Raw genomic sequence first — 25,601 nt, 5'->3', positions numbered from 1 at the left:
TCCATGATCGCGGCGCGATCCGCGGCGTGGCGTGAGGAGGATCAGGCGACGACGGCGCGCACGAATGATGCAGCTCGAAGCCACCTTGCTGGAGCAGGCCCGGCAAGAAAAAAATCCCGCCGCGGCAATGCCGGGGCGGGATTCTTCGGAACGGCAACAGACTGGAAGCTTACTTGCCCCAGCTATCCTTCAGCGTCGTCACGCGGTTGAACACCGGCTTGCCCGGCTTGGAGTCGACGCGGTCGGCGACGAAATAACCATGGCGCTCGAACTGGAAGCGCTGGTCGGCCACCGCATCCTTCATGCCCGGCTCGAGGTAGGCGGTCACGGTCTCCAGGGCGTTCGGATTGAGCACCGACTTGAAGTCCTTGCCGCCGGCGTCGGGCTGCGGATCGAGGAACAGGCGGTCGTACAGGCGCACCTCGGCTTCGAGGGCGCCCGCCGCGCTGACCCAGGTGATATTGCCCTTGACCTTGTAGTTGTCGGCGCCCGGCGTGCCCGACTTCGAATCCTCGAAGTACTTCACGTGCACGGCGGTCACGTTACCGTCGGCATCCTTGTCGTAGCCGGTGCACTCGACCACATAGCCGTACTTCAGGCGCACGCGGCTGCCCGGCTGGTCGCCCACCGGTGGGGTGAAGCGGAAGTAACCCTTGGTCGGGGTTTCCATGAAGTCTTCCTGCTCGATCCACAGCTCGCGCGTGAACGGGAAGGTGCGCTTGCCCAGTTCCGGATGGTGCGGATGGACCGGCGACGAGCATTCCACCGACTCGCCTTCCGGGAAGTTATCGACGATCAGCTTCAAGGGACGCAGCACGGCGATGGCGCGCGGCGCCTTCGGATCCAGGTCGTCGCGCAGCGCGCCTTCCAGCGTGCCCATGTCGATCCAGCCGTCGGCCTTCGAGACGCCGATGCGCTCGCAGAACAGCTGGATCGATTCCGGCGTGTAGCCGCGGCGGCGCAGGCCGACGATGGTGGGCATGCGCGGGTCGTCCCAGCCGGTCACGGTGCCGTCGTCGACCAGCGCGCGGAGTTTGCGCTTGGAGGTGACAACGTACGTCAGGTTCAGCCGTGCGAACTCGTACTGGCGCGGCACCGGCTTCTTGAAGAAGCCGCCTTCGGCCAGGGTCTCGACCAGCCAGTCGTAGAACGGTCGATGGTCCTGGAATTCCAGGGTGCACAGCGAGTGCGTGATGTTCTCGATCGCATCCGAGATCGGGTGCGTATAGTCGTACATCGGGTAGATGCACCAGGCGTCGCCCGTGCGGTGGTGGTGCGCATGGCGGATGCGGTACAGGGCCGGGTCGCGGTTGGTCATGACCGGGGACGCCATCGCATCCTCGCTCATCTTGGCGCGCAGGATGTGCTCGCCGTCCTTGTACTTGCCGGCCCGCATGTCGCGGAACAGCTGCAGCGATTCCGCGGCCGGGCGGTCGCGGAACGGCGAGTTGGTGCCGGGCGTGCCGAAGTTGCCGCGGTTCTTCGCCATGTCCTCGGCGCTCTGGCTGTCGACGTAGGCGTAGCCCTTCTCGATCAGGTACTCGGCCATCTTGTACAGCTGCTCGAAATAGTCGCTGGCGTAGTACAGGTGTTCCTGGCCATCGCGTTCCCACGAGAAGCCGAGCCACTTGACGCTGTCCATGATGGTGTCGACGTATTCCTGGTCTTCCTTCTCGGGATTGGTGTCGTCGAAGCGCAGGTGGCACAGGCCCGCGTAGTCGCGCGCCAGGCCGAAGTTCAGGCAGATCGATTTGGCATGGCCGATGTGCAGGTAGCCGTTCGGCTCCGGCGGAAAGCGGGTGATGACCGGCGGCAGGCCATCGCGCTGGTGGGTGCCAGCGGCCAGGTCGGATTCGACGATCGCACGGACGAAGTTCGACGACGGTGCATTGCCCGACGCCGGGGTATTCTTGTCGTTGCTCATGAAATAGTTCTGGAAGGGTAAGTTGGGGGGCATTTTACCGTACCCGGAGGCGGCTGAGGTTGCCCGTGACGTTGCCCATGTTGCGCGCTGGACGCCAGGGCTCGCGCCACGGCCGGCGTTTTCTATAGGATAATCTCTGTTTACCGTAATTTAAGATAGTTGCCGGGAGAGTTTCTGTTGGAAAATTTATATGCGATCCTCGGCGTCGCGCCGAACGCCAGCGACGACGAGATCAAGAAAGTCTACCGCTCGCTGGCCATGCGCTACCACCCGGACCGCAACAGTGCGCCCGGCGCGGAAGCGCGTTTCAAGGCCGTCACCAAGGCCTACGAGATCCTCTCGGACCGCGCCAAACGCGAGGAATACAACCAGAGCGTGAACCACCGCATCGTGCTGGACGCCGAGGCCGAGGCTTTCGAGCTGTGGCGCTCGCTGTTCGCGCTCAATGGCGTGAACCTGCCGGCGAACTGACCCGGCACTACGGCAACACTGGATGCGGCCGGAGCCGCCGCGTCCCATCAACAGGATAGAACATGAAGAACGTACATCCCGAATTCTCCTTCCAGTCGCGTGAGCTGGAAGGCCAGATCGAGGGCACCCTGGGCGACCCGCCCAACCGCAAGAACTACGACATGATGGTCGGCGCGCTGGTGTCCGAATACGCCGACGGCGGCGGCATCGACGACGTCAACATGATGGCGTTCGCCCTGGTCGACAAGATCCGCTTCCTGGATCCGAAGGGCCTGATGCGCGAAGCGGCCGACTACGCCGACGGCGACCCTGCGCGCGTGTTCGCCATGGCGGAGTGCAGCGGCGACGACGGCCGCGCCATGTACGAGGGCATGACCGCCAACTACCCGGAACTGGCGCGCCAGGCCATCATCACCGCGTTCCTGTTCAAGAACCAGAACCGCTGGGACGACGAGGACCAGTCGCTCGAGCAGCTGGGCCGCGACGACGATGGCGACGATGGCGACGAGGAAGACGGCCCGGCCACCGACGACTTCACCCAGCTGTTCGATGAAGGAGAGCGCGATGAGCGATGACACCATGGATAAAAATGCGTCCAACCTGCCGGCCCTGGTCAGCCAGGTCGGTGAACTGGTGCTGGCCGGCTCGCTGGAGCACGCCGAAGAGGTGTTCTCCAAGGCCGCCGACGAGCACGGCGACTACGCCGTGGCCCAGGTCCTGACCGAGCTGCCGCCGCAAGTCACTGCCCTGCACCTGTCGGGCTTCGACGGCGCCAAGACCTCGCTTGCCACCATGCTGGTGCCGCCCAAGGCCTGGGCCGACAGCCTGGCCTTCATCGCCGCCACCTGGCCCGACAACCTGATCGAGGACGATCCCGAGCGCATCGCCGAGAACCTGTTCAACCACGTGCACGGCGTGGTCTACGCCCAGGACGACGAAGAGCGCCGCAACGAGCTGCTCGAAGCGGCGTCGAGCACCGACCATGGCGCGACCGTGTTCGCCATTCTGTGGTCGCTGGCGCCGAAGGAAATCCTGGAGGTGGCGGGCGAGATCCTGTCGAAAGGCCGCTACGTCAGCGGCCAGACCAGCGCCGACAGCGACATCGTGCCGCTGGCGGTCGACCTGGCCAAGGCCACCGAAGACGGCTGGGAGCGTTCGCTGCTCGAGCTGTTCCCCGAATTCCGCCACAGCGCCGAGATGGCCGAGATCGAGCTGCCCGACGATCCGGACGAAGAGTCCGAATTCATGCAGCGCTCGACCCGCGACCTCCTGCTGCGCCTGCGCAAGCAGGTGCCGTCGGTGCGCAGCATGCCGCGCCGCAGCCCGCGCCGCAGCATGGGCACGGACATCTTCTCGTGACGGGAGCCGCTGTTCCTATGTTGCCAGCCATCGTCATCGAACAACCGCCGCGCCTGATCCGCGCGATCAGGCTGCTGCCGGGCGAAGCCACGCCGGACGAAGCGGCGATCCTGGCCGACGAGCTGTCCGGGATCACCGCCATGGTGGCCGAGAAGTTCACCAACGACCGCACCGCCGAAGGCATCGCGCGCGCGCTGCTGCTGACCGTGGGCGGCGTGTCCCTGGGACTCGAATACCTGATCGAGAGCGCCGACGAGGGCGACCTGGACGCGCTCGACATCCTGGTGGGGGAGGGCGCCGAACACGCCTTCCAGGCGGGCTTCCGCATGATCCGCGAGCTGGCCGCGCTGCCCGAGGACAGCCTGGTGAGCGAGTACGACAACGATCCGGTGTACGCCCAGCGGCGCCTGAAGGAGCTGTTCGTCGACATCTGCACCGCCGATCCGGGCGAATCGTGGTCGGGCTACGAGCGCTTCCTGGGCCAGGTCCAGCAGCGCCAGCAGGTCCAGGCGACCGTCAAGGCCGCCGAGTGGCTGCGCAAGAACCACTACGAGGGCCCGGTCAAGGATCCGGACCTGAACTCGGAGGGCGTGATCGCGCTGGCCATCATCTTTGCCGTCGAGGGCGGCGCGCGCATCACGGCGCGCACCGGCCAGAGCGAGTTCGAGCGCTTCGTGAAGGCGGTGCGCAAGCACCAGCCGGACTTCGAGCAGGGCTGGGCCGAGTTCCTGGCGCGCATCCCGCCGGCCCACCAGGCCGTCGTCGCCGAGCGCATCGACATCTACCGCAAGCATTGCACGGTGCTGGAGCAGATCGGCACGAAAGCCACGATCGCCCAGCTGATGACCGAGCTGGAGAACTACGCCGGCTCCGAAGTGGATCCGGAATATCCTTGAGCACGCCTGCATGAGCACCCCCGGCGCACGCATCGCCGCCGGCAGCCAGGCCTTCCGGCGCATCAACCGCGCGATGGCGTTCGGGGGTTTTTCCATCTTCGCCCTGCTGTACTGCGTCCAGCCGCTGATGCCGCTGCTGGGCCATGACTTCCGGCTGTCGCCGGCCCAGAGCAGCCTGGTGCTGTCGGTGTCCACCGCCACCCTGGCGCTGGCGCTGCTGGGTTCTTCCAGCGTGGCCGAGCGCTTCGGCCGCAAGACGGTGATGGTGGCCTCGATGATCAGCGGCGCGGTGCTGACCCTGGCCTGCGCCTTCGCCGCCAGCTACACGCAGCTGGTCGCCGTGCGCGGCCTGATGGGCCTGATGCTGGGCGGCTTGCCGGCCGTGGCCATGGCCTACCTGAGCGACGAGATCGAGCCGACCTCGCTCGGCCTGTCGATGGGCATGTACATCAGCGGCAGCGCCTTCGGCGGCATGAGCGGGCGGGTGATCTCGGCCTTCATCAGCGATGTCGCGTCCTGGCGCGTGGCGGTCGGCCTGCTCGGCGCGGCCGGGCTGTACGCCGCCTGGGAATTCTCGCGCAGCCTGCCGCCATCGCGCCATGGCGGCGCGCTGCCGGCGCGCGGCCGCGGCTTCGTCGACGGCCTGCGCATCCATTTGCGCGACCCCGGCCTGCCGTGGCTGTTCGCGCTGCCGTTCCTGCTGATGGGGGCGTTCGTCAGCCTGTACAACTATATCGGCTACCGCCTGCTGGCGCCGCCGTTCGGGCTGCGCCAGAGCGCGGTCGGCCTGCTGTCGCTGCTCTACCTGCTGGGCGTCTATAGCTCGATGTGGGCCGGCAAGCTGGCCGACCGCCTGGGCCGGCGCAACGTGCTGTGGCTGCTGATGGGAGTGATGATCGCCGGCCTGCTGGTGACCCTGGTCGATTCGGTGGTCGCAGTGGTGCTGGGCGTGGGCCTGGCAACGTTCGGCTTCTTCGCCGCCCATTCGGTAGCCAGCAGCTGGGTCGGACGGCGCGCCCAGCCGCCGCAGGCGCTGGCCTCGGGCATCTACCTGTTCTTTTACTATCTCGGCTCGAGCGTGGTGGGGTGGTTCACCGGCTATGTATACGAGCACTGGGCCTGGCCCGGAGTGGTGGCGCTGCTGGGTGCGATCCTCGGCATCGGCCTGCTGATCGCGCTGCGCCTGCGCACCTTGGCGCCGGTGCCGGTGCGCTGAGGGGCTCCGCTCAATCCGGAAACCGGCCGTTGCGCGGCAGCGGCAGGATCGCCGCGGATACCTGCTGTTCCGGCGTCAGCAGGCGGCACGCATCCGGACTCCGCAGGACGCGCTCGATCACGGACGAAGGGACGTTCTGTGGACTAACCATAAAGGTGCCACAAGCCCCCTATGAGGCGGGCCGATTCTGGCATGTTGTTCTTGCAAATAATGGTTGCCACAATAACCTGGCGAACGGTCTTGCATCGTTCGCTTGCAACAATAAAGTCTGCCACAGTTTGGACAGCGCGTTGAGTGCGCGAGAGTCCGCTATTGACCCTAAGCAGACATAGCTGATTCAGACGTGAGGCTCAAGAGCAGACTAAAGCCAACTCATCTGGGTGCGTGCCTAAAACGGAAAACGCCCATCCGATCGTTGATCGCTCGTTTTCGCTGAGCCAGTTATCTAGCTGATCGATTGCCTCGGCAATCCTCCAATGATCCCTCCCGTAGGAGTATTGATGTCGAAGTTCGTCTGCTTGCAGTGCTTCGAGCGCAGCCACGACGCGATCCTGACGCGGAACCGGTGTCGCTTCGTAGTACGTCCACACGCCTGACCGGTCTGCTTAGGCCAACCAAGTAAGGATTTCAAACACTGCAAAGATCGGCTGCGGCCAACCAAAGGACGGGTTCGTGGCATCAAATCGATCCCAACCGAGCGCGATTCCCTGAAGGTCGACCAACGCGCTATAGTCGTGCTATGCGAATAGCTGAGCAACGTATTGTGGGCTGTATCGCGACATTAGAAGTCTTTAAAAAGGTAGGCTGGGACGACCGGGATAATGCCACCGTTGATAACGGATCGGGAACGTCCGCTTTTGGCCGATTGCGGACCTACTGTGGCGTCCGCTTCCGACCCATTGCGGACGTTGACGGGGCCCTAGCTGGCATCCATACACTCAAGTCTGTTAAGGTACTCGCTATTTGTTGGGATACGGATCGTGGTCGATCGGATGTGCCGTGACATATTCACCACGGCCGTATATTGAATAGTATTTCGTCATTGCTTCGACGTGGGAATTAGCCTCGAATGTCGCGACGAGGAGAGCGCTCTCGCTAAGCGTCGCCCTAAATGCGTCTCCGTCAGGCCCAGCCAAGCACAACGCTTGAAGCATCTGTCCACTCTCATCCGGCTCTTCCCAAACCTCATGCAATAAGTACACCATCCTGGCTCCATAATGAGAATGCCCGCCTCTGACCGACCGCGGCCGGTTGATCCAGCATAGCATTTTGCCATATCGAAAAATCCTGGAATCGTGGCGAAAAGCCGCTTCTTGCCGAACGCGGCCGTTCAGCTGTGCATAGCATTCCGCCACGGGCGAAAAATCGCAGACTGTCACGAAGGACCAGATCCGACCCAAAGCGGACGTGGTGTCGACTTGCTGTCCAGTTTTATTAAGGGAGGGGTTCTTGGGTCACCAAGTACCCTACATCCGCCAGCGCCTGTAGCGTAGCTCCCAGTCTGCACTCAATGACTAGGCCTAATTCAAACGATCTACCACTCACTATCATTTTGGCAAGCTCAGCGAGTGGCATGTTCTTAGCTGCTGGTGAAAGCTCGCGTAAAACCTTCAAAGCGCTCGGTGCCATTTCGCGGCCTCCCCACCGAACGCACACGGACATGGCCGAAGAACGCGACATGTCTTTCATTGTAGGGGAGCAAGTACCATTGGACTCCCAGCCGCAGCCAAAACATTGGTCCACCCGCCGTGAACCGAGCGTTCAACTAAACATGAGCAAACAGGGCAGATAGTCGAGGCAGTCAACGCAGTACCGTAGGGATGAGACACATTAATGAACGTCCGTTTCTGGCCGACAGCGGAAATTCATCGCAGGGGGAAGTCAAGGCCGGCGGCAGTTCTGGCTAACCGACAGGTGCGGCGCTGGCTCATATTTCACGCCCTGCAAACCATCGGCACCTTGGAACAGGAAGTACTTGGCCCGACAATCCTTGAACATTGTCGAGTAACCCTCCGCCCGGAAGCCTTGGCCATCAACCTTTTTGGTCACGGTATTGTCGCGGCTGACCACGGCGAGCACTTTTTCATAGCTGTCCCCCATGTGTACCCCTGGCTCGCCCGTCATGGCGGCCGAGGAGGCGCAGCCGCCCAGCGCTGCTGCCGCCAACACCAATACCGTGCCGTACAGTCCATTGCGTAGGTCGTTCATTCCCTGTTTTCCTTTTGTAAGCATTCTTCTGTCGCAAACGTTGAAGTCCAGGCGCGGTCACCAAAGTCCGCTTCTGGCCGGTCTCGTTCGATAGCGGACGTCCAGAATGGCTCAGTGTAAGCAGTTGTTGCTGCCAGGACAAGCAACTGAAGCCGCTCTGGCAACCGCTGCCATCGTGTCAAAACTTCTTAATATGTGACCAATTTTCTTACATTGTGGCGCACTTTTTTGTCGCGCCACAGGTTCTTGTAATCCATATATCGCTGCGCCTGGGGGGCATCACGCACGGCCAGGATGTTCAGGCCGCGCGCGACGGCGTTCGCGGTGGTTTCAGCACTGCGTCGTTGCCGCATTTGCGTCTCGCCACACCCGTTGCATCACTCCCGTCAGGGGCGGATGGCTCGGTTGGCATCCACGCGTCCCGCGATGATAAGCTGCTGCGAAGACGGTCTGCCGGCCTGTTCATGAAAGTGCGCGCCAATAAAAAACGCCACGCTGTGCGTGGCGTTGCTTGGCGATGAGCCGTACCGATCAGCGGCGCGCCGCGCGGTTCACTGGCGGGCGCGGACCGCTGCCGGTCTTGCCGAGGTGACGGAAGGTGATGCGGCCCTTGCTCAGGTCGTAGGGCGACAGTTCCAGGCTGACCTGGTCGCCGGCGATGATGCGGATGTGGTTCTTGCGCATCTTGCCCGAGGTGTAGGCGATCAGCTTGTGGCCGTTTTCGCAATCGACGCGATAACGCGAATCGGGCAGCACCTCAGCGACGACGCCATTCATTTCGATGAGTTCTTCTTTTGCCATGATGGGGCTCCTGTTAGTTTGAATACGAGTATATCTGGCCGGCCTGGCGCGAAGGCGCCGGGGCAGGCGGGTGAGGCGGCCCACGCAAGCGGGCTGTGTAAGGTGACCGTGGCGGCGCGGCGCAGACGCCATGCCGGGGAATGAAAAAGCCCGCACGCGCGGCCGGCTTCAATTCGATGTCAGGTATGACGGTTACTTCGTTGGGTGCGACGGCCCGCGTTCCGCGTCGCGCTTCAGGACTGCGCTGCTGGCGCAGTAGTCGTCCGCAGGAACACGATATGGGGACGGAATCAGTAATTACCAGAGGCAATCTCGTGTCGCCAGCCCAAAGCGTTAAGTGCAAGAGGCTTGATCGATGCCGCACAACCGATAGTGTAGCACGGTTGGCACCGTGCTGTCCCGGCCCAGCCTTGATGGAGCTATAATCCCAGCAATATCCGTTGCGCCGCGGCTGCACCGCACGCGACGCTTCCATCCCAGGCCATCCCCGTTCCGTCCCTCGTGCGCAGGCGCGGATGCGCGCGAACCGGCCTACAGCCAGGGCTGCATTTCATGAGCGACCGCACATCAACCGGCATTCCCGGTCTCGACGACATTCTGGGTGGCGGCCTGACGCCGCAACGCCTGTACCTGGTCGAAGGTTCGCCTGGCGCCGGCAAGACCACCCTCGGTCTGCAATTCCTGCTCGACGGCGTCGCTCGTGGCGAGAGCGGGATGTACATCACCCTGTCCGAGACCACCGACGAACTGGTCGCGGTCGGCCACAGCCATGGCTGGGACCTGCGCAAGCTGGACATCGTCGAGCTCGCAGGCGACGACGATCTCGACCCGGATTCGCAGCAGTCGGTGTTCCACCCCTCCGAGATCGAACTCGGCGAGACGACGCGCAAGGTGATGAACCGTGTCGATGAGATGCGTCCACAGCGGGTGGTGTTCGACAGCCTGTCCGAAGTGCGCCTGCTGGCCCAGAATCCCCTGCGCTACCGGCGCCAGATCCTGGCGCTCAAGCAGTTCTTCTCGGCGCGCGATTGCACCGTGCTGCTGCTGGACGACAAGACCGCCGAATCCGACCAGCACCTGCACAGCCTGGCCCATGGCGTCATCAGCCTGGAGCAGATCACGAGGGATTACGGCAAGGAGCGGCGCCGGGTCAACGTCCTCAAGATGCGCGGCATCCGCTTTCGCGGCGGCTTCCACGATTACACGCTCGATACCGGCGGCATCGTCATGTACCCGCGCCTGGTCGCCTCCGAGCACGTGCGCGATTTCTCGCCACAGATCGGCTCGAGCGGGTCCGACGGCCTCGATGCGCTGCTCGGCGGCGGGCTGGTGCGCGGCACGAATACCCTGCTGGTGGGGCCGTCCGGCATCGGCAAGACGACGGTGTCGACGCGCTGCCTGCTGTCGGCGCTGCAGCGCGGCGAGAAGGCTTCGTACTACCTGTTCGACGAGGGGCTCGGCACCTTCTTCGCCCGTAGCACCCAGCTCGGCCTCGACCTGCGTCCCTATCTCGACAATGGCCAGCTCACCATCGACCACTTCGATCCGGCCGAGCTGTCGCCCGGCGAATTCGCCCAGAAGCTGCGCGACGCGGTCGACCGGCGCCGCAGCCGCTTCATCGTCATCGACAGCCTGAATGCCTATCTGCAGGCGATGCCGGGCGAGCACTTCCTGATCCTGCAGATGCACGAACTCTTGTCCTACCTGAACCAGCAGGGCGTGACCACGGTGATGATCCTCGGCCAGCATGGCCTGATGGCCGATGCGCGCACCGACGTCGACCTGAGCTACCTGAGCGACAGCACGGTGCTGCTGCGCTTCTTCGAGGCGGGCGGCAAGGTACGGCGCGCGATCAGCGTGATCAAGAGCCGCACCACCGAGCATGCCACGACCATCCACGAGCTGCTGCTGGGCGAGGGCGGGGTGCAGATCGGCGCGGCGCTGGCGGGGTTCGAAGGCGTCCTGTCGGGCATGCCTACCTATCGCGGGGAAACGCCGATGATGGCGCAGGGCGGGCATGCACCGGAATAGCCCGCACGAAGAACGGATACTGATCTTCGCGCCCCTCGGGCGCGATGCCGAGGTCATGGCCTCGGTGCTGGAGCGCGACGGGCTCGGATGCGAGGTCGCCACCGATTTCGGCGTCCTGGCGAGCGCCATTGGCGAGGGGGCGGGCGCCGCCATCCTGGCCGAGGAAGCCCTGCACGGCGTCGACGTCGCGGCGTTGCATGCCTGGCTGGGGCGCCAGGAGCCGTGGTCCGACTTCCCCTTCGTCGTATTGCTTGGCAAGACGATCGGACTGCAGCAGGGGGCGGCGCGCGCCCGCCTGGCCGACCTGGGCAACGTGATCCTGCTCGAGCGTCCGCTCAACGTCCAGACCCTGCGCAGCGCTACCGTCTCGGCGCTGCGCGCGCGTCGGCGCCAGTACCAGGCGCGCGACATGCTGGCCGATCGCGAGCGCACCGCCGCCAGCCTGCAGCAAAGCCGCCAGCAACTGGTGGCGCTGAACGAAACGCTGGAGTCGCGCATCGAGGAGCGCACCCGCGCCCTGGCCCAGGCCAACGACCGCCTGATGAACGAGATCATCGAGCGCGAACGGGTGCAGCAGGCCATGGCGCAATACCAGAAGATGGAAGCGGTGGGACGCCTGACCGGCGGCATCGCCCACGACTTCAACAACCTGCTCAACGTGGTCCAGGGCAGCATGGACCTGATCCTCCTGATGTCGAAGGACGAGGTGGCGAAGGGCCGCGCCGAGATCGCGCGCAAGGCCTGCCAGCGCGGCGGCAAGCTCACGCGCCAGCTGCTGGCCTTCGCCCGCAACCAGAGCCTGGACCTGCGCGAGACCGATATCGGCGACCTGTTCGACGGCGTGCGCGAGCTGGTCACCACGTCGCTCGGTTCGCGCATCGGGCTGCGCTTCGAGGTCGACGCCGATTGCCCGCCGGTGCTGGCCGACGCCAACCAGATGGAGATGGCGCTCCTGAACCTGGCCATCAATGCGCGCGACGCGATGCAGGATGGCGGCGAACTGGTGTTCGTGGCCTCCTTTGGCGAGCCGCCGCCGGGCTTCCTGCCGCCGGGCGACTACGTGCGCATCGCCGTCACCGACAGCGGCGAAGGCATGGCGCCCGACCTGGTGGCCAAGGTGTTCGAACCCTTCTTCACGACCAAGGGCGTGAAGGGCACCGGCCTGGGCCTGAGCCAGGTGTACGGCATGGCGCAGCAGTCGGGCGGCGCCGCGCGCATCCTCAGCGAGCCGGGCGTCGGCACCACGGTGGAAATCTGGCTGCGCACGGCGGACGGCCAGGAAGACGCCGAGCCGGCGTTGCCGGCGCGCATGCCGGCCGTCAGGCAGGCGGCGCGCATCCTGATCGTCGAGGACGACGATTTCGTGCGCGAGTCGATGGTGTCCTCGCTCGAAGCGCTCGGCCATGTGGTGCGCCAGGCGCCAGACGGCGAGTCGGGCCTGTGTGCGCTGCACGACGAGCGGCCCGACCTGCTCATCACCGACTACCTGATGCCGGGCATGACCGGCGCCGAACTGGTGCAGCGCACGCGCGCGATGTTCCCCGGCCTGCCGACGATCATCGCCACCGGCTACGCCGACATGAAGGCGATCGAGCAGGTGATCGGCGATGGCGTGGTGCTGCGCAAACCCTTCCAGCTGGCCGAGCTGGCGATCAGCGTCGGCCAGGCGCTCGACCGCCAGCGCCAGGGCGACGGCGGGGCGGTGGGCATCCACTGACGCGCAAGCGTGCAAGCCACTTTCGCCTGCCCAACTATAATTGCCGCTCATCGGGAGCCGGCAGATCCCGGACCATCCACCCCGAACGGCCCGTCATGACGACTGCATCCGACCACTTCGACTATGAAGCGCACCTCGCCGCCTGCGCGCGCGGCGACCGGCAAGCCCTGCGCCGCCTGTATGACCGGGAAAGCCCGCGCCTGCTGGGCGTCGCCCTGCGCATCGTGCGCGAGCGCCAGGCGGCCGAGGACGTGCTGCACGATGCCTTCGTGAGCATCTGGACCCGCGCCGCCGGCTTCGACGCCACCCGCGGTTCGGGCCGCGGCTGGATGTACACCGTGGTTCGCCACGCGGCGCTGGACGCGGTGCGCGACGGCGCCCGTGAAATCAACGTCGAGGAGGAAGCGCTCGATGCCTTGGGCACCGATGCCTTCGATCCCGGCATGCAGGACGCCTTCGAACTGCGCCAGGACATGGGGCGCCTGCACGACTGCCTGAACCGGCTCGACGTCGCCAAGCGCAACAGCATCCTGCACGCCTACGTCGACGGTTTCTCGCACAGCGAGATCGCCGAGCGCCTCAAGTCGCCGCTGGGGACGGTGAAGGCCTGGATCAAGCGTGGCCTGAGCGCGCTGCGGGAGTGCATGGTATGAACCCGATCCACGACCCCTACGAGCTGGCCGGCGAATACGTACTGGGCACGTTGTCGCGCGAACGGCGTCGCGCGGTGGATGCCATGCTGCCGAACGACGCCACCCTGCGCGCCGCCGTCGCCTATTGGGAAGAACGGCTGTCGCCCTTGAACGCGCTGGTCGAGCCGGTGGCGCCGCCAAGCGCACTGTGGCCGCGCATCGAGCGCAGCCTGGGGCCGGTGGCCGCACCCGCGGCCGCGGGTCCGGGCTGGTGGGAACGCCTGGGCCTGTGGCGCGCCCTGGCCGCCGGCGGCTTCGCGGCCGCCGCGATCATGGCGGCCGTGGTCGGCCTGCGCCAGTTCGAGGTCGCGCAACCGCGCTATATGGTGGTGCTGGCGGCGCCGCAGAACGCGGGGCCGGGCTGGGTGCTGGAGCTGGTGGCCGACGACACGCTGCGCCTGGAACCGCTGGTCACGACCGAGGTGCCCGCGGATCGCGCGCTGCAGCTGTGGACCAAGGCCGACGACTGGGAAGGTCCGGTCTCGCTGGGCCTGGTCAAGCCGGGCGAGACGGTCGAGGTCAAGCTCGCCAAGCTGCCGAAGGTGGTGCCGAACCAGCTGTTCGAGATCACGTTGGAACCGGCCGCCGGATCACCGATCGGCCGTCCGACCGGGCCCATTCTCTACATCGGGCGCGCGGTCAGGATCTAGGCGGCAGAGCGCATGCTGCCGCCTGGATCATCAGCGCAGCCAGATCGCGATATCGCGCACGCCTGGCGTGCCGCTGCCGATCACCGACGTCGCGGGCGATGCCGCGCCGTTGACCGGGGTTGCCGCGCCGGTCGTCAGATTGACGCGGTACAGCGAGCTCGGGCCGCCGGCCGTGGTGCGCAGCGCCGCCAGCACCAGGCCATTCTCGCCGCCACCGATGTCCATGGCGGCGGCGCCCGCCACCGTCACGCCCAGCGGCCCCACGTCGACCAGCGTGCCGTCGTTCGGCGGATTCTGCAGCGCCAGCACCGAACTCGCGCCATCGACGTCGAACAGCTGGGTCGAGGCCGCGTTCGGGATGCTGTTGGTGTAGGCGGCGGCCACGACGCGCGGAGCCACGCCGGCGCGGTTGATGTTGCCGTCGGTGGTGGTGACGCCGGTGTCGACGTTGATGCGCAGGCTCTGGCCGCTGTCGCTGATCACGCGCAGGCGGTCGGCGGCCGGGTTGAAGTCGACCGCGAACGTCGTGCCCTGCATGGCGGTGTAGGGCGCGGTCGTGTCGGCGGCGTCGGCGCTGAGCGTCGCCTTGACGGTGGCGGCGCCGGTCGCCGGGTCGATCGTGACCAGGCGCGCGGTCGAGGTGAGGCCGTACAGCATGCCGTCCTTCGGCCGCACGTCGATGCCGGCCAGGGTTTCGCCCCCGGCCAGGCCGGTGATGGCGACATTGGTGTCGATGGTGTTGGGCGAAGCGATCTTGAAGCCCAGCAGGCGATTGTCGTCCGAGAGACCCAGCACGACCGGCGCCGCGGCGCCGCGCAGCGCGATGCCGCGGATGTCTTCGGTCACGCCGAGCGCGCCGATCAGGGTGGCCGGAGCGCTGGTGGCAGCCAGGTTCACGCCATACAGGTTGCGCGCGCCGCCGACGGTGGCGACCATATACCCCATATTCGTGCGCGCATCGATGTCGAATCCGTTCGCCGCGCCGATGGCGACGCCCAGCGGCACCGGCTTGGCCAGGGTGCCGTCGTTCGGCGGGTTCTGGGTGTACAAGGTCGAATTGGCGCTGTCGATGCCGTACAGCGTGGTCGAACCGGTGCCGGCGAACGAGTTGGTATACGCCGAGGCCGAGATCGCGGTGTTGGCCGCGCCGCCGTTGATGCTGCCGTCGGTGGTCGTGGCGCCGCTGTCGACATTGATGCGCAGGCTCTGGCCGGTATTGCTGACGATGCGCAGGCGGTCGGCCATCGGGTTGAAGTCGACGCCGAAGCTGGCGCCGGCCAGCGCGGTGAACGGTTCCGTGGTGTCGGCGGCGTCGGCGACGAGGCGCGACTTGTTGGTGGCGGCGCCGGTCGCGGCGTCCAGCGTGTACAGGCGGCCGGTCGAGCCGACGCCGTACAGCATGCCATCCGCCGGCCGCACATCGATGCCGACCAGGTTCTCGCCGCTCTGCAGGCCCGTCACCAGCACGTTGCTGCGGATGGTGCCCGGCGTGGCGCGGTCGAACGAGACCAGGCGGTTGCTGGCGGTCAGGGCGACCACGTCGCCGACCGTGGCGGCCGGCGGAGGAGGAGGGGTGGTGACCGGCGGCGCGGCGTGATCGTTGCTGCTGCTGCCGCAGGCGGCCAGGGCGAGGGCGATCGAGGAAACGAGTACGAGCTTGGTGAATTGCGGGTTGGTCATGATGTATCCTCAGTAAGAATTGCTTGTTTGAATTCATTAGGGCGCATCGCCGCCAGGCTGGCTGCAATGTTGGCGCTTGTACTACTCGCCAGATGCAGGAATGGATGCAGCTTGTGAAAAAATATTTTTAGGCTGCTGAGAGATGCATGCAGCTTAGATGTCTGATGGGAAATTGTCTTCTACGCAAAGCAGGCTGGCTGGGAGAAACGGCGCCGCAGCGCTGCGCGTCCATCGCCCGCAGCCACTGGACGTTACGGTCGATCGGCCCGGCGCAGGCGCGCCACCAGTGGCGCCAGCAGCGCCGCCGCCAGTGCGAAGCCCGCCGCCACGTAGCCGACCATCTCCAGCCCGAGCCACGGGATGACGACTCCGCCCAGCATGGCGCCGATGCCGATGCCGGCATTCGCGGCCGACACGTTGGCGGTGCCGGCCAGCGCCTGCGAATGGGTGGCCGCTTTCATCACCCGCACCTGGCAGATCGGGAACAGGCCGGTGTAGGCGATGCCCCACAGCGCCAGCACCGCGCAGAACAGGACCGGATTGCCGGCCGCCGGCACGCACAGCGCCATGCCCAGCGCCAGCAGCCCGGCGAAGATCGCGGTGGCGCGCAGCGGCGCACGGTCGACCGCCTTGCCGCCCAGCCAGTTGCCGATCAGGCCGATCGCGCCAAAGCCCATCAGCCACCAGCCGACGTTGGCGGGCGCGACGCCGGCGATGCGTTCCAGGATGTCGGCCAGGTAGGTGTAGGCGGTGAACATGGCGGTGAATGCCAGGATCGACAGCGCGACGTTGGCCAAAAAGAAGGGTTCGCGGAACAGGCGCGCCTGCGAGCGGAAGTCCACGCGCCGGGCGCGCGCCACGGCCGGCATCAGGCGCCACAGGGCGAGCGCAATGGCCAGCGACAGCGCGGCCAGGATCCAGAAGGCGCTGCGCCAGCCGATGCTGTTGGCGGCAATCGTCCCCAGCGGAATGCCGAACAGCAGGGCCGCCGAAATGCCTAGATAGACCTTGGCCACCGCCTGGCCGGCCTTGCCGGGACCCGCGAGCTCGGCGGCGGTCTCGCTCGCCGTGCCCCAGAATACCGGCAGCGCCAACGCGGGGATGAAGCGCGCCAGCGCCAGCACCCAGATATTCGTGGCCACTGCCGCCAGCGCATTGGACAGCGCGAACACGAGCAGCACCGCAATGAACAGCGCCTTGCGGTCCAGGTGCGACAGCCAGGCCGTCAGCGGCGGGCCGAACAGCATGACGGTGAAGGCGAACAGGGTTACCAGCTGGCCGGCCATCGAGATGGAGATGCCGAGGTCGCGCGACAGGGCCGGCAGCAGGCCGACGATCAGGAATTCGGTGGTGACGACCAGGAAACCGGCGAGCGCCAGGATGAAGATCGACAGGGAGGCCGATGCCGGGGCCGCCGGCTGGGCGACCACGGTGGAAGAAGTTGGATGGGACATGCACTAGTTGATGGATTGATCAGGGCGCCATGGTATTGGAAATGCGTGTTCCTATCTCGGGCATTTATTCCTATACTTAGCGGAATTAAATTCCGGAATCAGCCATGCAAAGCAGTGAACGCCTGAAGGGTGTGGACGTCTTCGTTGCCGTGGCTCAGTCGGGCAGCTTCGTGCGCGCGGCCGCCCGCCTGAACCTGACCGGGTCGGCCGTCGGCAAGGCGATTGCGCGCCTGGAAGCGCGGCTCGACGTGCGCCTGTTCGAGCGCACCACGCGCCGGCTGTGCCTGACCGATGCCGGCACGCGCTTCCTGGCCGCCTGCACCCGGGTGCTGGGCGAACTCGAGGAGGCCGAACTGGCGCTGCATGGCGAAGGCGCGCTGCTGGCCGGGCGCCTGCGCATCGACTTGCCGGCGACGTATGGCAGGGTGATGGTGTTGCCGGTGCTGAGCGCCTTCCTGCAGCGCTATCCGCACATCAAGCCGGTGGTGTCGTTCACCGACCGCTATGTCGACGTGATCGAAGAGGGAATCGACGTGACGGTGCGCATCGGTAGTCCGGAAGCCTGGTCGCCGCTGCTGGGCCACCGTTTCCTGGGCCAGGACCAGAAGGTATTCTGCGCGACGCCCGGCTACCTCGATGCGCACGGCGTGCCGGCCTCGCTCGACGACCTGGACCGGCATGCGGCGATCATGTACGGCAAGGCCGACGGCACGGTCAGCGCCTGGCTGGTGCGCCACGGCAGCGCCCTGGTCGAGCGGCGCGGCGCCAGCGAGCGGATCGTGGCCGGCGATGCCGAAGCCCAGGCCGGGCTGGTCCTGGCTGGTCTGGGCGTGGCCCAGATGTCGACCTGGCTGGTCGGGCGCCACTTGCGTGAGGGCAGCCTGGTGCGGATCCTGCCGCGGCATGCGGTCGCGGGCTTGCCGATCCACGTGGTGTGGCCGAAGGCGAAGGAGGACGTGCCGCGCGTGCGCGAGCTGGTCGGGACCTTGTGCGCGGCGCTGGAATGGGATGGCTTGAATGCCGGCTGGAACGCACCGCCATTGTCCCGCAGAACAGGCGATATCGATGCTTGATAAACCAGGGATCCATCCTAAGCTGGAAGGCTCCAGTGGTTTTTCTTACATCTTTTTCAGGAGGGCATCATGCTGCACACCGCCGAAATCCAGCAACGTTTTAAAAGCATCCAGCAAGTCGTGAACCAGGCCGAGCAGGTCTGCCAGAGCGACCAGAGCGTCCCCAGCGAAATCCGCGATTGCATCCACAAGATCGCCGAGCAAGCCGGGCGCGCGCAAAGCGTCATGCAGTCGAACGACCAGTCGAGCATGATCCAGGCCATCGACGACCTGGAAGCCATGGGCGACGAGGCCAAGCGCGTCTGCACCTCGAGCCGTCCGTCACCGCAAGTGCAGTCCGTCATCGTGCGCGTGCACGACGAACTGTCGAACCTGAAGCACCAGCTGCACTAAGCTTTAAATCACACCCCGCTCGCGCAAGGCCGCGATCTCTTCCTCGCTCCTGCCCAGCACTTCACGCAATACTTCCGTCGTGTGCTGGCCCAGCAGGGGCGGGGCCATCCCGCTCGTCGCAGGCGTGGCCGACATCCGGATCGGATTGCGCACCAGCTTGACCTGGCCCGCGCTGGGATGCGGCAGGTCGATCGCCATTTCTCGCGCCACCACCTGCTCGTTGGCGAACACTTCGCCGACGTCGTTGATCGGCCCGCAGGGCACGCCTTTTTCTTCCAGCAGGGCGATCCATTCGTCGCGCTTCTTGCGCTTGACCATCTCGGCCAGCAGGGGCACCAGCAGCTCGCGGTTGCGCACGCGAAGCGGATTGGTGGAGAAGCGCGGATCGCGGGCCAGTTCGGGCTGGCCGCCAGCCTCGACGAACTTCTGGTACTGGCCGTCGTTGCCGGTGGCGACGATCAGGTGGCCATCCGCGCAGGCGAAGGTCTGGTAGGGCACGATATTGGCGTGGGCATTGCCCCAGCGCCTGGGCGGCTTGCCGCTGTTGAGGTAATTGCTGCCGACATTGGCCAGCATCGCCACCTGCGTATCGAGCAGCGCCATGTCGATGTGCTGGCCTTCGCCCGTGCGGTCGCGGTGGGTGAGGGCGGCCAGCACGGCCACCGTGGCATACATGCCGGTCATCAGGTCTGTGAGGGCGACGCCGGCCTTTTGCGGACCGCCGCCGGGCAGGTCGTCGCGCTCGCCGGTGACCGACATCAGGCCGCCCATGCCTTGGATCAGGAAATCGTAGCCGGCGCGGTGGGCGTAGGGACCGTCCTGGCCGAAGCCGGTGATCGAGCAGTAGACCAGGTCGGGTTTGATCGCCTTGAGCGAGTCGTAGTCGAGGCCGTAGCGTTTGAGGTGGCCAACCTTGAAGTTTTCGAGCACCACGTCGCAATGCAGCACCAGCTCGCGCAGCAGGGCCTGGCCTTCGCTGCTCGCGATATCGACCGTGAGCGAGCGCTTGCCGCGGTTGGCCGACAGGTAATAGGCCGCCTCCAGCGTATCGTTACCCTGCGCATCCTTCGCATACGGGGGCCCCCAGGCGCGGGTGTCGTCGCCGGCGCCGGGGCGCTCGATCTTGATCACGTCGGCGCCGAGGTCGGCCAGATTCTGCGCGCACCAGGGGCCGGCCAGCACGCGCGACAGGTCGAGCACGCGGATGTGGCCGAGGGCTTTCGGCAAGGAAGGGGAAGATGGGCTGGATTGCGTCATGTCTCGCTATTTTTTGTGCTATCGGAAAGCGTTGATTATAGCCATCCCGAAGCACGGCGCTTGCCAGCCGCATCCCGATGAGGCGCCGCGGCGCCTCATCCGTTGGCGATCAGGTCCCGGACTGTGCCGCAGCGATCGTGTCCGCTTCGGCCTGGGTATCCCCACCGGCCACCTGCTGACGGCCTTCGGCCTCGGCCTGCAGCGCGCAGCGCTCGGCCTTGTCGGCATTGCGCAGCTCGACGTAACGCCGCAGCGCATCGTCCAGCGCCGGCAGCAGCGCGCCGCGCTCGCTGTGCAGCGAGGAATACGCCGGTCGCGTCGCCGTGAAGCCGAATTCGGCTGCCGGTTTCGCTTCCAGCGTCGCCGCATCGACGCCCGCCAGTTCGGCCGCGCGCCGCGCCAGCCCGGCCCAGGTCAGCTCGCCCTGGTTGGCCAGGTGCCAGATGCCGGCCTCGCGGTCCACGGCCAGGTCGAGGCAGGTGTGCACCAGGTCGGGCACGTAGGTGGGCGAGATGGTCAGGTCGCTGGCCGCCACGAAGGCGTCGCCGCGCTCCAGCGCATCGAGGGCGAGGGTCACGAAGTTGTAGCCGTCCCAGGGACCGAAGAAGGCGCTGGTGCGCACCACCAGCGCGCCCGGATGATTGGTCAGCACCGCGCGTTCGGCATCGAGCTTGCTGCGGCCGTAGACGTTGAGGGGATTCGGCATATCGGATTCGACGTAGGGCCGCTCGTTGCTGCCGTCGAACACCAGGTCGCTCGAGAAGGTGGTCAGGTGGATGTCGTGGCGCGCGCAGGCGGCGGCCAGGATGGCGGCGCCGTGGGTGTTCTCGCGCTGGCAGCGCTCCATCTCGTGCTCGGCGTCGTCGACCCGCACGTAGCCGCAGGTATTGACCACGGCCCACGGCTTGTATCCGGCCAGCGCGCGCTCGACCGAGTCGGCATCGGCGATGTCCATGTCCTGGCGCGACAGCAGGCGGTAGGCCAGGTTGCGCTTGTCGCAGATGCGGGCAAAGGCGCGACCCAGGGTGCCGGTGGCGCCGAGGATCAGGATCGGCGCGGCGGCCGTGCCCACCAGGCGGTGGCCGTCGGCCGCGATCGAGGTCAGCGCGTCGGGCGTGGCCACCGGCTGCTGGCACAGGAAGCGGCCCGACCGGCGCCACCAGCCCTGGGCGCGCAGCACCGGGTGCGACAGCGGCGCGCCGCTGGACAGCTCGCGCATCATCCTGGCCAGCGCGGTCGGCCGCGGCAGCGGCGAGCGCACGTCGAGCGGGCCCGGTTCGTAGTAGCCGCGGTCGACCGTCACCAGGCTGTTCCAGTCGAAGGAGCCGAGCAGGGCCCACACCGTGACCGCGCGCACGTCGACGCCGTTGTCGCGCGACTGCTGGGCCGCTTCCCAGATCTCGAGCAGCCAGCGCATCTGGTCTTCGCGGTTGGCGTCGATATGGGCTTCGGTGATGGCCAGCGGGATCCCATAGCGTTCCCAGATCTCGGCCAGCAGCGGGGCGATGCCCGGCGTCGGCGTGGCCAGCACGCGCGACGCTTCGATGTCGGCGCAGGGAATGCCGTCGGCCATGCCGCGGTGGTTTTCGGGGAAGCGTTCGGGGCGGTGGTCCAGCCAGCGCTCGCTGGTGACGTAGTAATTGACGCCGATGAGGTCGGGCGGGCAGGGATTGTCGCGGAACCACAGCAGGTCCTCAAGCGTGGCGCCGCTCTTGAGCAGGTAGTTCCACAGCGCGTGCCCGGGCCCGACCATGCCGCACAGCAGGTCCCAGCCCAGCCAGCGGCGCTCGTTGTAGAACTCGGCCACGTGGCTGAGCTCCGGCGTACCGTAGGTCTTGCCGAGGTCGTCGGTCTGCACCAGTTTCGCGTCCGGGTTGACGGCGCGGATGGCGCGCATCGACAGCACGGTGGCGCGGCACTGGTTGAGCAGGGCCTGGATGAAGGTGCGGTCGTCGCGGCCGTGCGGATACCAGACGCCGTACAGGCCGGCGAAGCGCGCCGTGGTGCAGATCTCGTTGACCGGGGTGTAGAACTCGAGCCAGGGGTAGCGCGCGGCGACGGCGCCGGCGTAATCGGCCAGCTCTTGTGCGAAGCCCGGATCGACCAGGCTCGTGTGGCGCGGGCCGCTGCCATGGTGGATCAGTCCGGCGATCGGGGTGACGCCGGCCGCGCGCAGGGCGGCCAGGCGCTCGTCCGGCCAGCGCCAGTCGGCGCCGTCGATGCCGTTGGGGGCGGTGCGTTCCCACAGGATGGGGTAGCGGATGGCGCGGATGCCGAGCGCGGCGAAGCGCTCGATGTCGCAGGCGCGTTCGCTGTGGCCGTTGCGGTCCAGCTGGCTGAAGTAGGTGTCCTGCACGCGGTTGACCGTGCATTCGAGGCCGCCCCAGAGTTCGAGGGGATGTGCTGGGCTGTTCGTGCTCTTGTTCATGGTTGTTCTAATTCCTTAATTTTATGACAACAAAGTTTCGACAATGCGGCGCTACCGACGTTCACACTGCGTGGGGAGAGCCTTGCCTGCCGAGTCACGGTACGGCGAGGGAAGCACTGATTGATTCATTGCGGCGGTCTTGGCACATAAAAAAGCGCCCTGCTGCGTTGCAAATCCTCGCCATACCACGCGGTATGGCTGCGGTTTGCGCCTTGCCGGACGCCTTTTTATGTACCAATCCCATCCGCCAGAATAAATCAGTGCTTCCCTTGCGGTTGACAGCGGCGCGCCAACCTGCAACCATGCGGTCCATGATCTTTTCGAAAGCACATCTCATTCTTGCCTGGTGGCGCCGCTCCTAGCGCGCGGCCCCGGAAATGATGTGCATTTCAGCTAACGCCGCCTCGATTTGGGTGGCGTTCATTCATTGACGCAGGACGATCGAGGCATCTACCAAGGAACCTCGATGACCCTGCAACAAAACACTTCTCCTGATTCTGCTCCAATGAGCCAGATCATCCTCACCGGAGACCGTCCGACCGGCCCGCTGCACCTCGGCCACTTCGTGGGCAGCCTGCGCGATCGCGTGACCTACCAGCACCAATACCGCCAGTTCGTCATGCTGGCCGACTCGCAGGCGCTGACCGACAACATGGATGACTTGAGTAAGGTACACCGGAACGTGCTGGAAGTGGCGCTCGATTACCTTGCCGTAGGGATCGACCCGACCAAGACCACGATCTTCATCCAGTCGCAGATCCCGGAACTGACCGAGCTGACCTTTTATTACCTCAACCTGGTGACCGTCGCGCGCCTCGAGCGCAACCCGACCGTGAAGGCGGAAATCGTCCTGCGCGGCTTCGAGCGCGACATCCCGGCCGGCTTCCTGACCTATCCGGCCAGCCAGGCCGCCGACATCACCGCCTTCAAGGCCGGCGTGGTGCCGGTGGGCGAAGACCAGATCCCGATGATCGAGCAGTGCAACGAGATCGTGCGCCGCTTCAACCGCATCGTCGGCCGTGACATCCTGGTCGAGGCCAAGGCCTTCGTGCCGGAAGTCGGCCGCCTGCCGGGCATCGACGGCAAGGCCAAGATGAGCAAGTCGCTGGGCAATACCATCAACCTGGGCGCCAGCGCCGACGAGATCCGCGCCGCGGTCAAGAACGTGTACACCGACCCGCTGCACCTGAAGGTGTCGGATCCGGGCCATATCGAGGGCAACGTCGCCTTCACCTACCTGGACGCCTTCGACACCGACAAGGAAGGCCTGGCCGAGATGAAGGCGCACTACCAGCGCGGCGGCCTGGGCGACAGCATCGTCAAGAAGCGCCTGGAAGGCATCCTGCAAGACCTGCTGGCGCCGATCCGCGCCCGCCGGGAAGAGTTCGCCAAGGACCCGGCCCAGGTGATGAAGATGCTGCAGGAAGGCACCTTCAAGGCGCGCGAAGTGGCGGCCGCCACCACGGACGAGGTCAAGAAGGCGCTGGGCCTGTCCTACTTCTGATGCGGGCAGGGGTATCGCTGCGCGATACCTGCGGTAGCGCAAGCGGTGCCTCTGATAACTATCAGTAGCATGGAGCCCGCAACGATGGCAAGCTGCGGGCTTGTCCATCGCCGAGGAGCGCTTCATGAGCAAGGGCTTGCGCCTGACCGAACAATGGATGCAGCGGGCCCTGTGGCTCGTCGCCTTCGTCTTCGCGGGGTTCCTGATCGGCCTGGGCGGCCTGGTCGTGCAGCAGCTGCGCGACGTCGAAGCGCCGCTGACGGTCGAAGAGTTCATGAACCCGGCGCAGGTCGGCAAGCTGCGCGCCGACATGAACAGTGAACGTGCGCGCATCGACGCCGCGCGCGCGCGCCTCGAACAGGCCAGCCAGAAGCACACGGTGGCGCAGTCGAATACGCGCTCGGCGCGCTCGACCTTCGACAACTGGCTCGCGACCCGGCAGGCCACCGCGCGGCCCGAGCAGGACCCCGAACTGATCAAGCGTACCCAGGGCCTGGAGGCCCTGGAGCGCGCTGAACGTGCCGCCCTCGCGGCGGTAGAAGGCGAACAGCAGACGATGCTGGACGCCACCCAGGCCTACGAGCGCGCCAGGCTGCGCTGGGACGCCCTGCAGGAACCGGCGCAGCAGGCCTTCGCCGATGAAGCCGAGGCGCGCGAGCTGCGCGTCTTTCTGTATCGCCTGGCACTGACCCTGCCGCTGCTGCTGGCGGCCGGCTGGCTGTTCAGGCACAAGCGCAAGACGCCCGACTGGCCGTTCGCCTGGGGCTTCATCATCTTTGCCCTGTTCACCTTCTTCTTCGAGCTGGTGCCCTACCTGCCGAGCTATGGCGGCTATGTGCGCTACATCGTCGGCATCGTCCTGACGGTGGTCGCGGGACGTTACGCCATCGCCTGGCTGCAGGGCTACCTGGCGCGCCAGAAGCAGGCCGAGGCGCTGCCCGACGCCGAACGGCGCCAGGGGATGCGCTACGACCTCGTCCAGGCGCGCCTCGCGAAAGGCGTGTGCCCCGGTTGCGAGCGCGCCGTCGATCTCAAGGATGGCAAGAACGACTTCTGCCCGCACTGCGGCATCGGCCTGTTCAACCGATGCGGCAACTGCGCGACCCGCAAGAATGCGTTCGCGCGCTTTTGCTTCGCCTGCGGGACGGCGGCCAACACGACGCTGGCCGACTAGCCGGCCAACGGCTTGCAGCGAGGTCAGTCGCGCAGGTCGGCCGGCACCTTGCCGCCATTCGCAGCCAGCTTGTTCATCACCTGGCGGTGCAGCCAGATATTCATCTTGGCCGAGTCACTGGTGTCGCCGGTGTAGTTCAGCTCGGCGGCCAGCTCCTTGCGCGAGGCCAGGCTGCTGTCCAGGCCGAGCAGCTTGAGCAGGTCGACGATCGAGGTGCGCCAGTTCAGCTGCTGGCCGGACGACTTCTGCATATCGTTCAGGACCTGCTCGACGTCGACCTGCTGCATCGGCGCGGTGACGGCTGGCGCGGCGGCAGGGGCCGCGGCAGGAGCGGCCGGTGCGGCGGCCGGTGCGCCTGGCGTCGGCGCGGCCTGCGGCTGGGCCGGAGCCGCAGCCGTTGTCGCGGCTGGCGCCGCATCTTTCTTACCGGGGAAAATTTTGTGGAAAATATTGCTCAGGATACCCACGGGACCCTCCTTTTCTGGTGATTGTTTACGGATATTGTTTGCCATATAGCCGAGGGCGACCGCCAGGGCGGCGCCGCCGGCAGCCTTGATCAAGGTCGGATGCTCGGCGTAGAAGTCGCTCATACGGTCGACAATGCCGGGATTCTGCTGTTGCGCCTTTTCAGCCAGTTCTTGCACTTGCTCAGGCGAGACTTGCGCCGCCTGTT

Annotated in this window: 24 protein-coding genes; 13 read left to right on the top strand and 11 right to left on the bottom strand. The window is 66.0% G+C overall.

The genetic code is table 11. The features are described from left to right. Positions 1-169 precede the first annotated feature (169 nt). Positions 170-1,924 carry a glutamine--tRNA ligase/YqeY domain fusion protein gene (locus DIR46_RS06585; protein WP_109344518.1) on the bottom strand — a complete coding sequence of 585 codons (1,755 nt, stop codon included), beginning with the start codon at positions 1,922-1,924 and terminating at the stop codon, positions 170-172. A gap of 177 nt (positions 1,925-2,101) precedes the next feature. On the opposite strand from DIR46_RS06585, the gene DIR46_RS06580 reads away from it, so the two are divergent. The 5 genes from DIR46_RS06580 to DIR46_RS06560 all read left to right on the top strand — a co-directional run bounded on the left by DIR46_RS06580 (position 2,102) and on the right by DIR46_RS06560 (position 5,866). Then, positions 2,102-2,395, top strand: a complete 294-nt coding sequence (locus DIR46_RS06580) for a DnaJ domain-containing protein (RefSeq protein ID WP_109344517.1) — start codon at positions 2,102-2,104, stop codon at positions 2,393-2,395. Positions 2,396-2,457: 62 nt separating this feature from the next. After that, on the top strand, positions 2,458-2,970 hold the full coding sequence (locus tag DIR46_RS06575) for a hypothetical protein (protein WP_109344516.1): 513 nt from the start codon (positions 2,458-2,460) through the stop codon (positions 2,968-2,970). After that, the gene (locus DIR46_RS06570) at positions 2,960-3,754 is read left to right on the top strand and encodes a hypothetical protein (protein WP_109344515.1); all 795 of its coding nucleotides are present in this window, start codon (positions 2,960-2,962) and stop codon (positions 3,752-3,754) included. The genes DIR46_RS06575 and DIR46_RS06570 overlap by 11 nt, the downstream gene beginning before the upstream one ends. Before the next feature lie 17 nt (positions 3,755-3,771). Next, complete coding sequence (locus DIR46_RS06565) at positions 3,772-4,650, top strand: hypothetical protein (protein ID WP_109344514.1); 879 nt, start codon at positions 3,772-3,774, stop codon at positions 4,648-4,650. A 10-nt stretch (positions 4,651-4,660) separates the two neighbouring features. After that, positions 4,661-5,866 (top strand): MFS transporter, encoded by a 1,206-nt coding sequence (locus tag DIR46_RS06560; protein WP_109344513.1) that lies wholly within the window; start codon positions 4,661-4,663, stop codon positions 5,864-5,866. Between the two features lie 10 nt (positions 5,867-5,876). Here DIR46_RS06560 and DIR46_RS26495 read toward each other — a convergent pair whose 3' ends face one another. The 4 genes from DIR46_RS26495 to infA form a co-directional block, all read right to left on the bottom strand. After that, positions 5,877-6,017, bottom strand: a complete 141-nt coding sequence (locus DIR46_RS26495; RefSeq protein WP_162819317.1) for a hypothetical protein — start codon at positions 6,015-6,017, stop codon at positions 5,877-5,879. 1,730 nt (positions 6,018-7,747) lie between these two features. Beyond that, positions 7,748-8,074: a hypothetical protein gene (locus DIR46_RS06550; RefSeq protein WP_109344512.1), complete on the bottom strand. Its 327-nt coding sequence runs from the start codon at positions 8,072-8,074 to the stop codon at positions 7,748-7,750. Between the two features lie 188 nt (positions 8,075-8,262). Further along, complete coding sequence (locus tag DIR46_RS26490) at positions 8,263-8,427, bottom strand: hypothetical protein (protein ID WP_162819316.1); 165 nt, start codon at positions 8,425-8,427, stop codon at positions 8,263-8,265. Between the two features lie 178 nt (positions 8,428-8,605). Next, a complete protein-coding gene (infA, locus tag DIR46_RS06545) occupies positions 8,606-8,875 on the bottom strand; it encodes a translation initiation factor IF-1 (RefSeq protein WP_005668826.1) in 270 nt (89 codons plus the stop codon). 552 nt (positions 8,876-9,427) lie between these two features. On the opposite strand from infA, the gene DIR46_RS06540 reads away from it, so the two are divergent. From DIR46_RS06540 to DIR46_RS06525, 4 genes are all read left to right on the top strand, one after another. After that, entirely contained in the window at positions 9,428-10,906 is a 1,479-nt protein-coding gene (locus DIR46_RS06540; RefSeq protein WP_109344511.1) for an ATPase domain-containing protein, read from the top strand. After that, positions 10,893-12,623 (top strand): response regulator, encoded by a 1,731-nt coding sequence (locus DIR46_RS06535; RefSeq protein ID WP_109344510.1) that lies wholly within the window; start codon positions 10,893-10,895, stop codon positions 12,621-12,623. The genes DIR46_RS06540 and DIR46_RS06535 overlap by 14 nt, the downstream gene beginning before the upstream one ends. Positions 12,624-12,718: 95 nt before the next feature. Continuing rightward, the gene (locus DIR46_RS06530) at positions 12,719-13,276 is read left to right on the top strand and encodes a sigma-70 family RNA polymerase sigma factor (protein ID WP_109344509.1); all 558 of its coding nucleotides are present in this window, start codon (positions 12,719-12,721) and stop codon (positions 13,274-13,276) included. Next, positions 13,273-13,965: an anti-sigma factor gene (locus tag DIR46_RS06525; protein WP_109344508.1), complete on the top strand. Its 693-nt coding sequence runs from the start codon at positions 13,273-13,275 to the stop codon at positions 13,963-13,965. Before DIR46_RS06530 ends, DIR46_RS06525 begins: the two co-directional genes overlap by 4 nt. A gap of 30 nt (positions 13,966-13,995) precedes the next feature. Here the strand turns inward: DIR46_RS06525 and DIR46_RS06520 are convergent, their stop codons facing one another. Together DIR46_RS06520 and DIR46_RS06515 are read right to left on the bottom strand one after the other, a co-directional pair. After that, positions 13,996-15,645, bottom strand: coding sequence for a DUF4394 domain-containing protein (locus DIR46_RS06520; RefSeq protein ID WP_109344507.1), 1,650 nt, complete (start codon positions 15,643-15,645; stop codon positions 13,996-13,998). Between the two features lie 251 nt (positions 15,646-15,896). Beyond that, a complete protein-coding gene (locus DIR46_RS06515; RefSeq protein WP_109344506.1) occupies positions 15,897-17,099 on the bottom strand; it encodes an MFS transporter in 1,203 nt (400 codons plus the stop codon). A 104-nt stretch (positions 17,100-17,203) separates the two neighbouring features. On the opposite strand from DIR46_RS06515, the gene DIR46_RS06510 reads away from it, so the two are divergent. Further along, positions 17,204-18,172, top strand: a complete 969-nt coding sequence (locus DIR46_RS06510; protein ID WP_109344505.1) for a LysR substrate-binding domain-containing protein — start codon at positions 17,204-17,206, stop codon at positions 18,170-18,172. Between the two features lie 69 nt (positions 18,173-18,241). Next, complete coding sequence (locus DIR46_RS06505; RefSeq protein ID WP_109344504.1) at positions 18,242-18,565, top strand: hypothetical protein; 324 nt, start codon at positions 18,242-18,244, stop codon at positions 18,563-18,565. Between the two features lie 3 nt (positions 18,566-18,568). On the opposite strand, the gene DIR46_RS06500 is transcribed toward DIR46_RS06505, so the two are convergent. The 3 genes from DIR46_RS06500 to DIR46_RS26485 form a co-directional block, all read right to left on the bottom strand. Then, positions 18,569-19,822, bottom strand: a complete 1,254-nt coding sequence (locus tag DIR46_RS06500) for a CaiB/BaiF CoA transferase family protein (protein WP_109344503.1) — start codon at positions 19,820-19,822, stop codon at positions 18,569-18,571. Positions 19,823-19,931: 109 nt separating this feature from the next. Beyond that, entirely contained in the window at positions 19,932-22,250 is a 2,319-nt protein-coding gene (locus DIR46_RS06495; RefSeq protein WP_109344502.1) for a family 1 glycosylhydrolase, read from the bottom strand. A 94-nt stretch (positions 22,251-22,344) separates the two neighbouring features. Then, a complete protein-coding gene (locus tag DIR46_RS26485) occupies positions 22,345-22,563 on the bottom strand; it encodes a hypothetical protein (RefSeq protein WP_162819445.1) in 219 nt (72 codons plus the stop codon). Between the two features lie 192 nt (positions 22,564-22,755). On the opposite strand from DIR46_RS26485, the gene trpS reads away from it, so the two are divergent. Continuing rightward, the gene (gene trpS / locus DIR46_RS06490) at positions 22,756-23,754 is read left to right on the top strand and encodes a tryptophan--tRNA ligase (RefSeq protein ID WP_370659958.1); all 999 of its coding nucleotides are present in this window, start codon (positions 22,756-22,758) and stop codon (positions 23,752-23,754) included. Positions 23,755-23,878: 124 nt separating this feature from the next. Then, a complete protein-coding gene (locus DIR46_RS06485; RefSeq protein WP_109347929.1) occupies positions 23,879-24,928 on the top strand; it encodes a zinc ribbon domain-containing protein in 1,050 nt (349 codons plus the stop codon). A gap of 23 nt (positions 24,929-24,951) precedes the next feature. On the opposite strand, the gene DIR46_RS26930 is transcribed toward DIR46_RS06485, so the two are convergent. Then, a complete protein-coding gene (locus DIR46_RS26930) occupies positions 24,952-25,395 on the bottom strand; it encodes a DUF3597 domain-containing protein (protein WP_205289145.1) in 444 nt (147 codons plus the stop codon). Positions 25,396-25,601 lie beyond the last annotated feature (206 nt).

The organism is Massilia oculi, from assembly GCF_003143515.1.
In the GTDB taxonomy this organism is placed as follows: domain Bacteria; phylum Pseudomonadota; class Gammaproteobacteria; order Burkholderiales; family Burkholderiaceae_D; genus Telluria; species Telluria oculi.
This window is presented reverse-complemented; position numbering and strand designations above follow the sequence as displayed.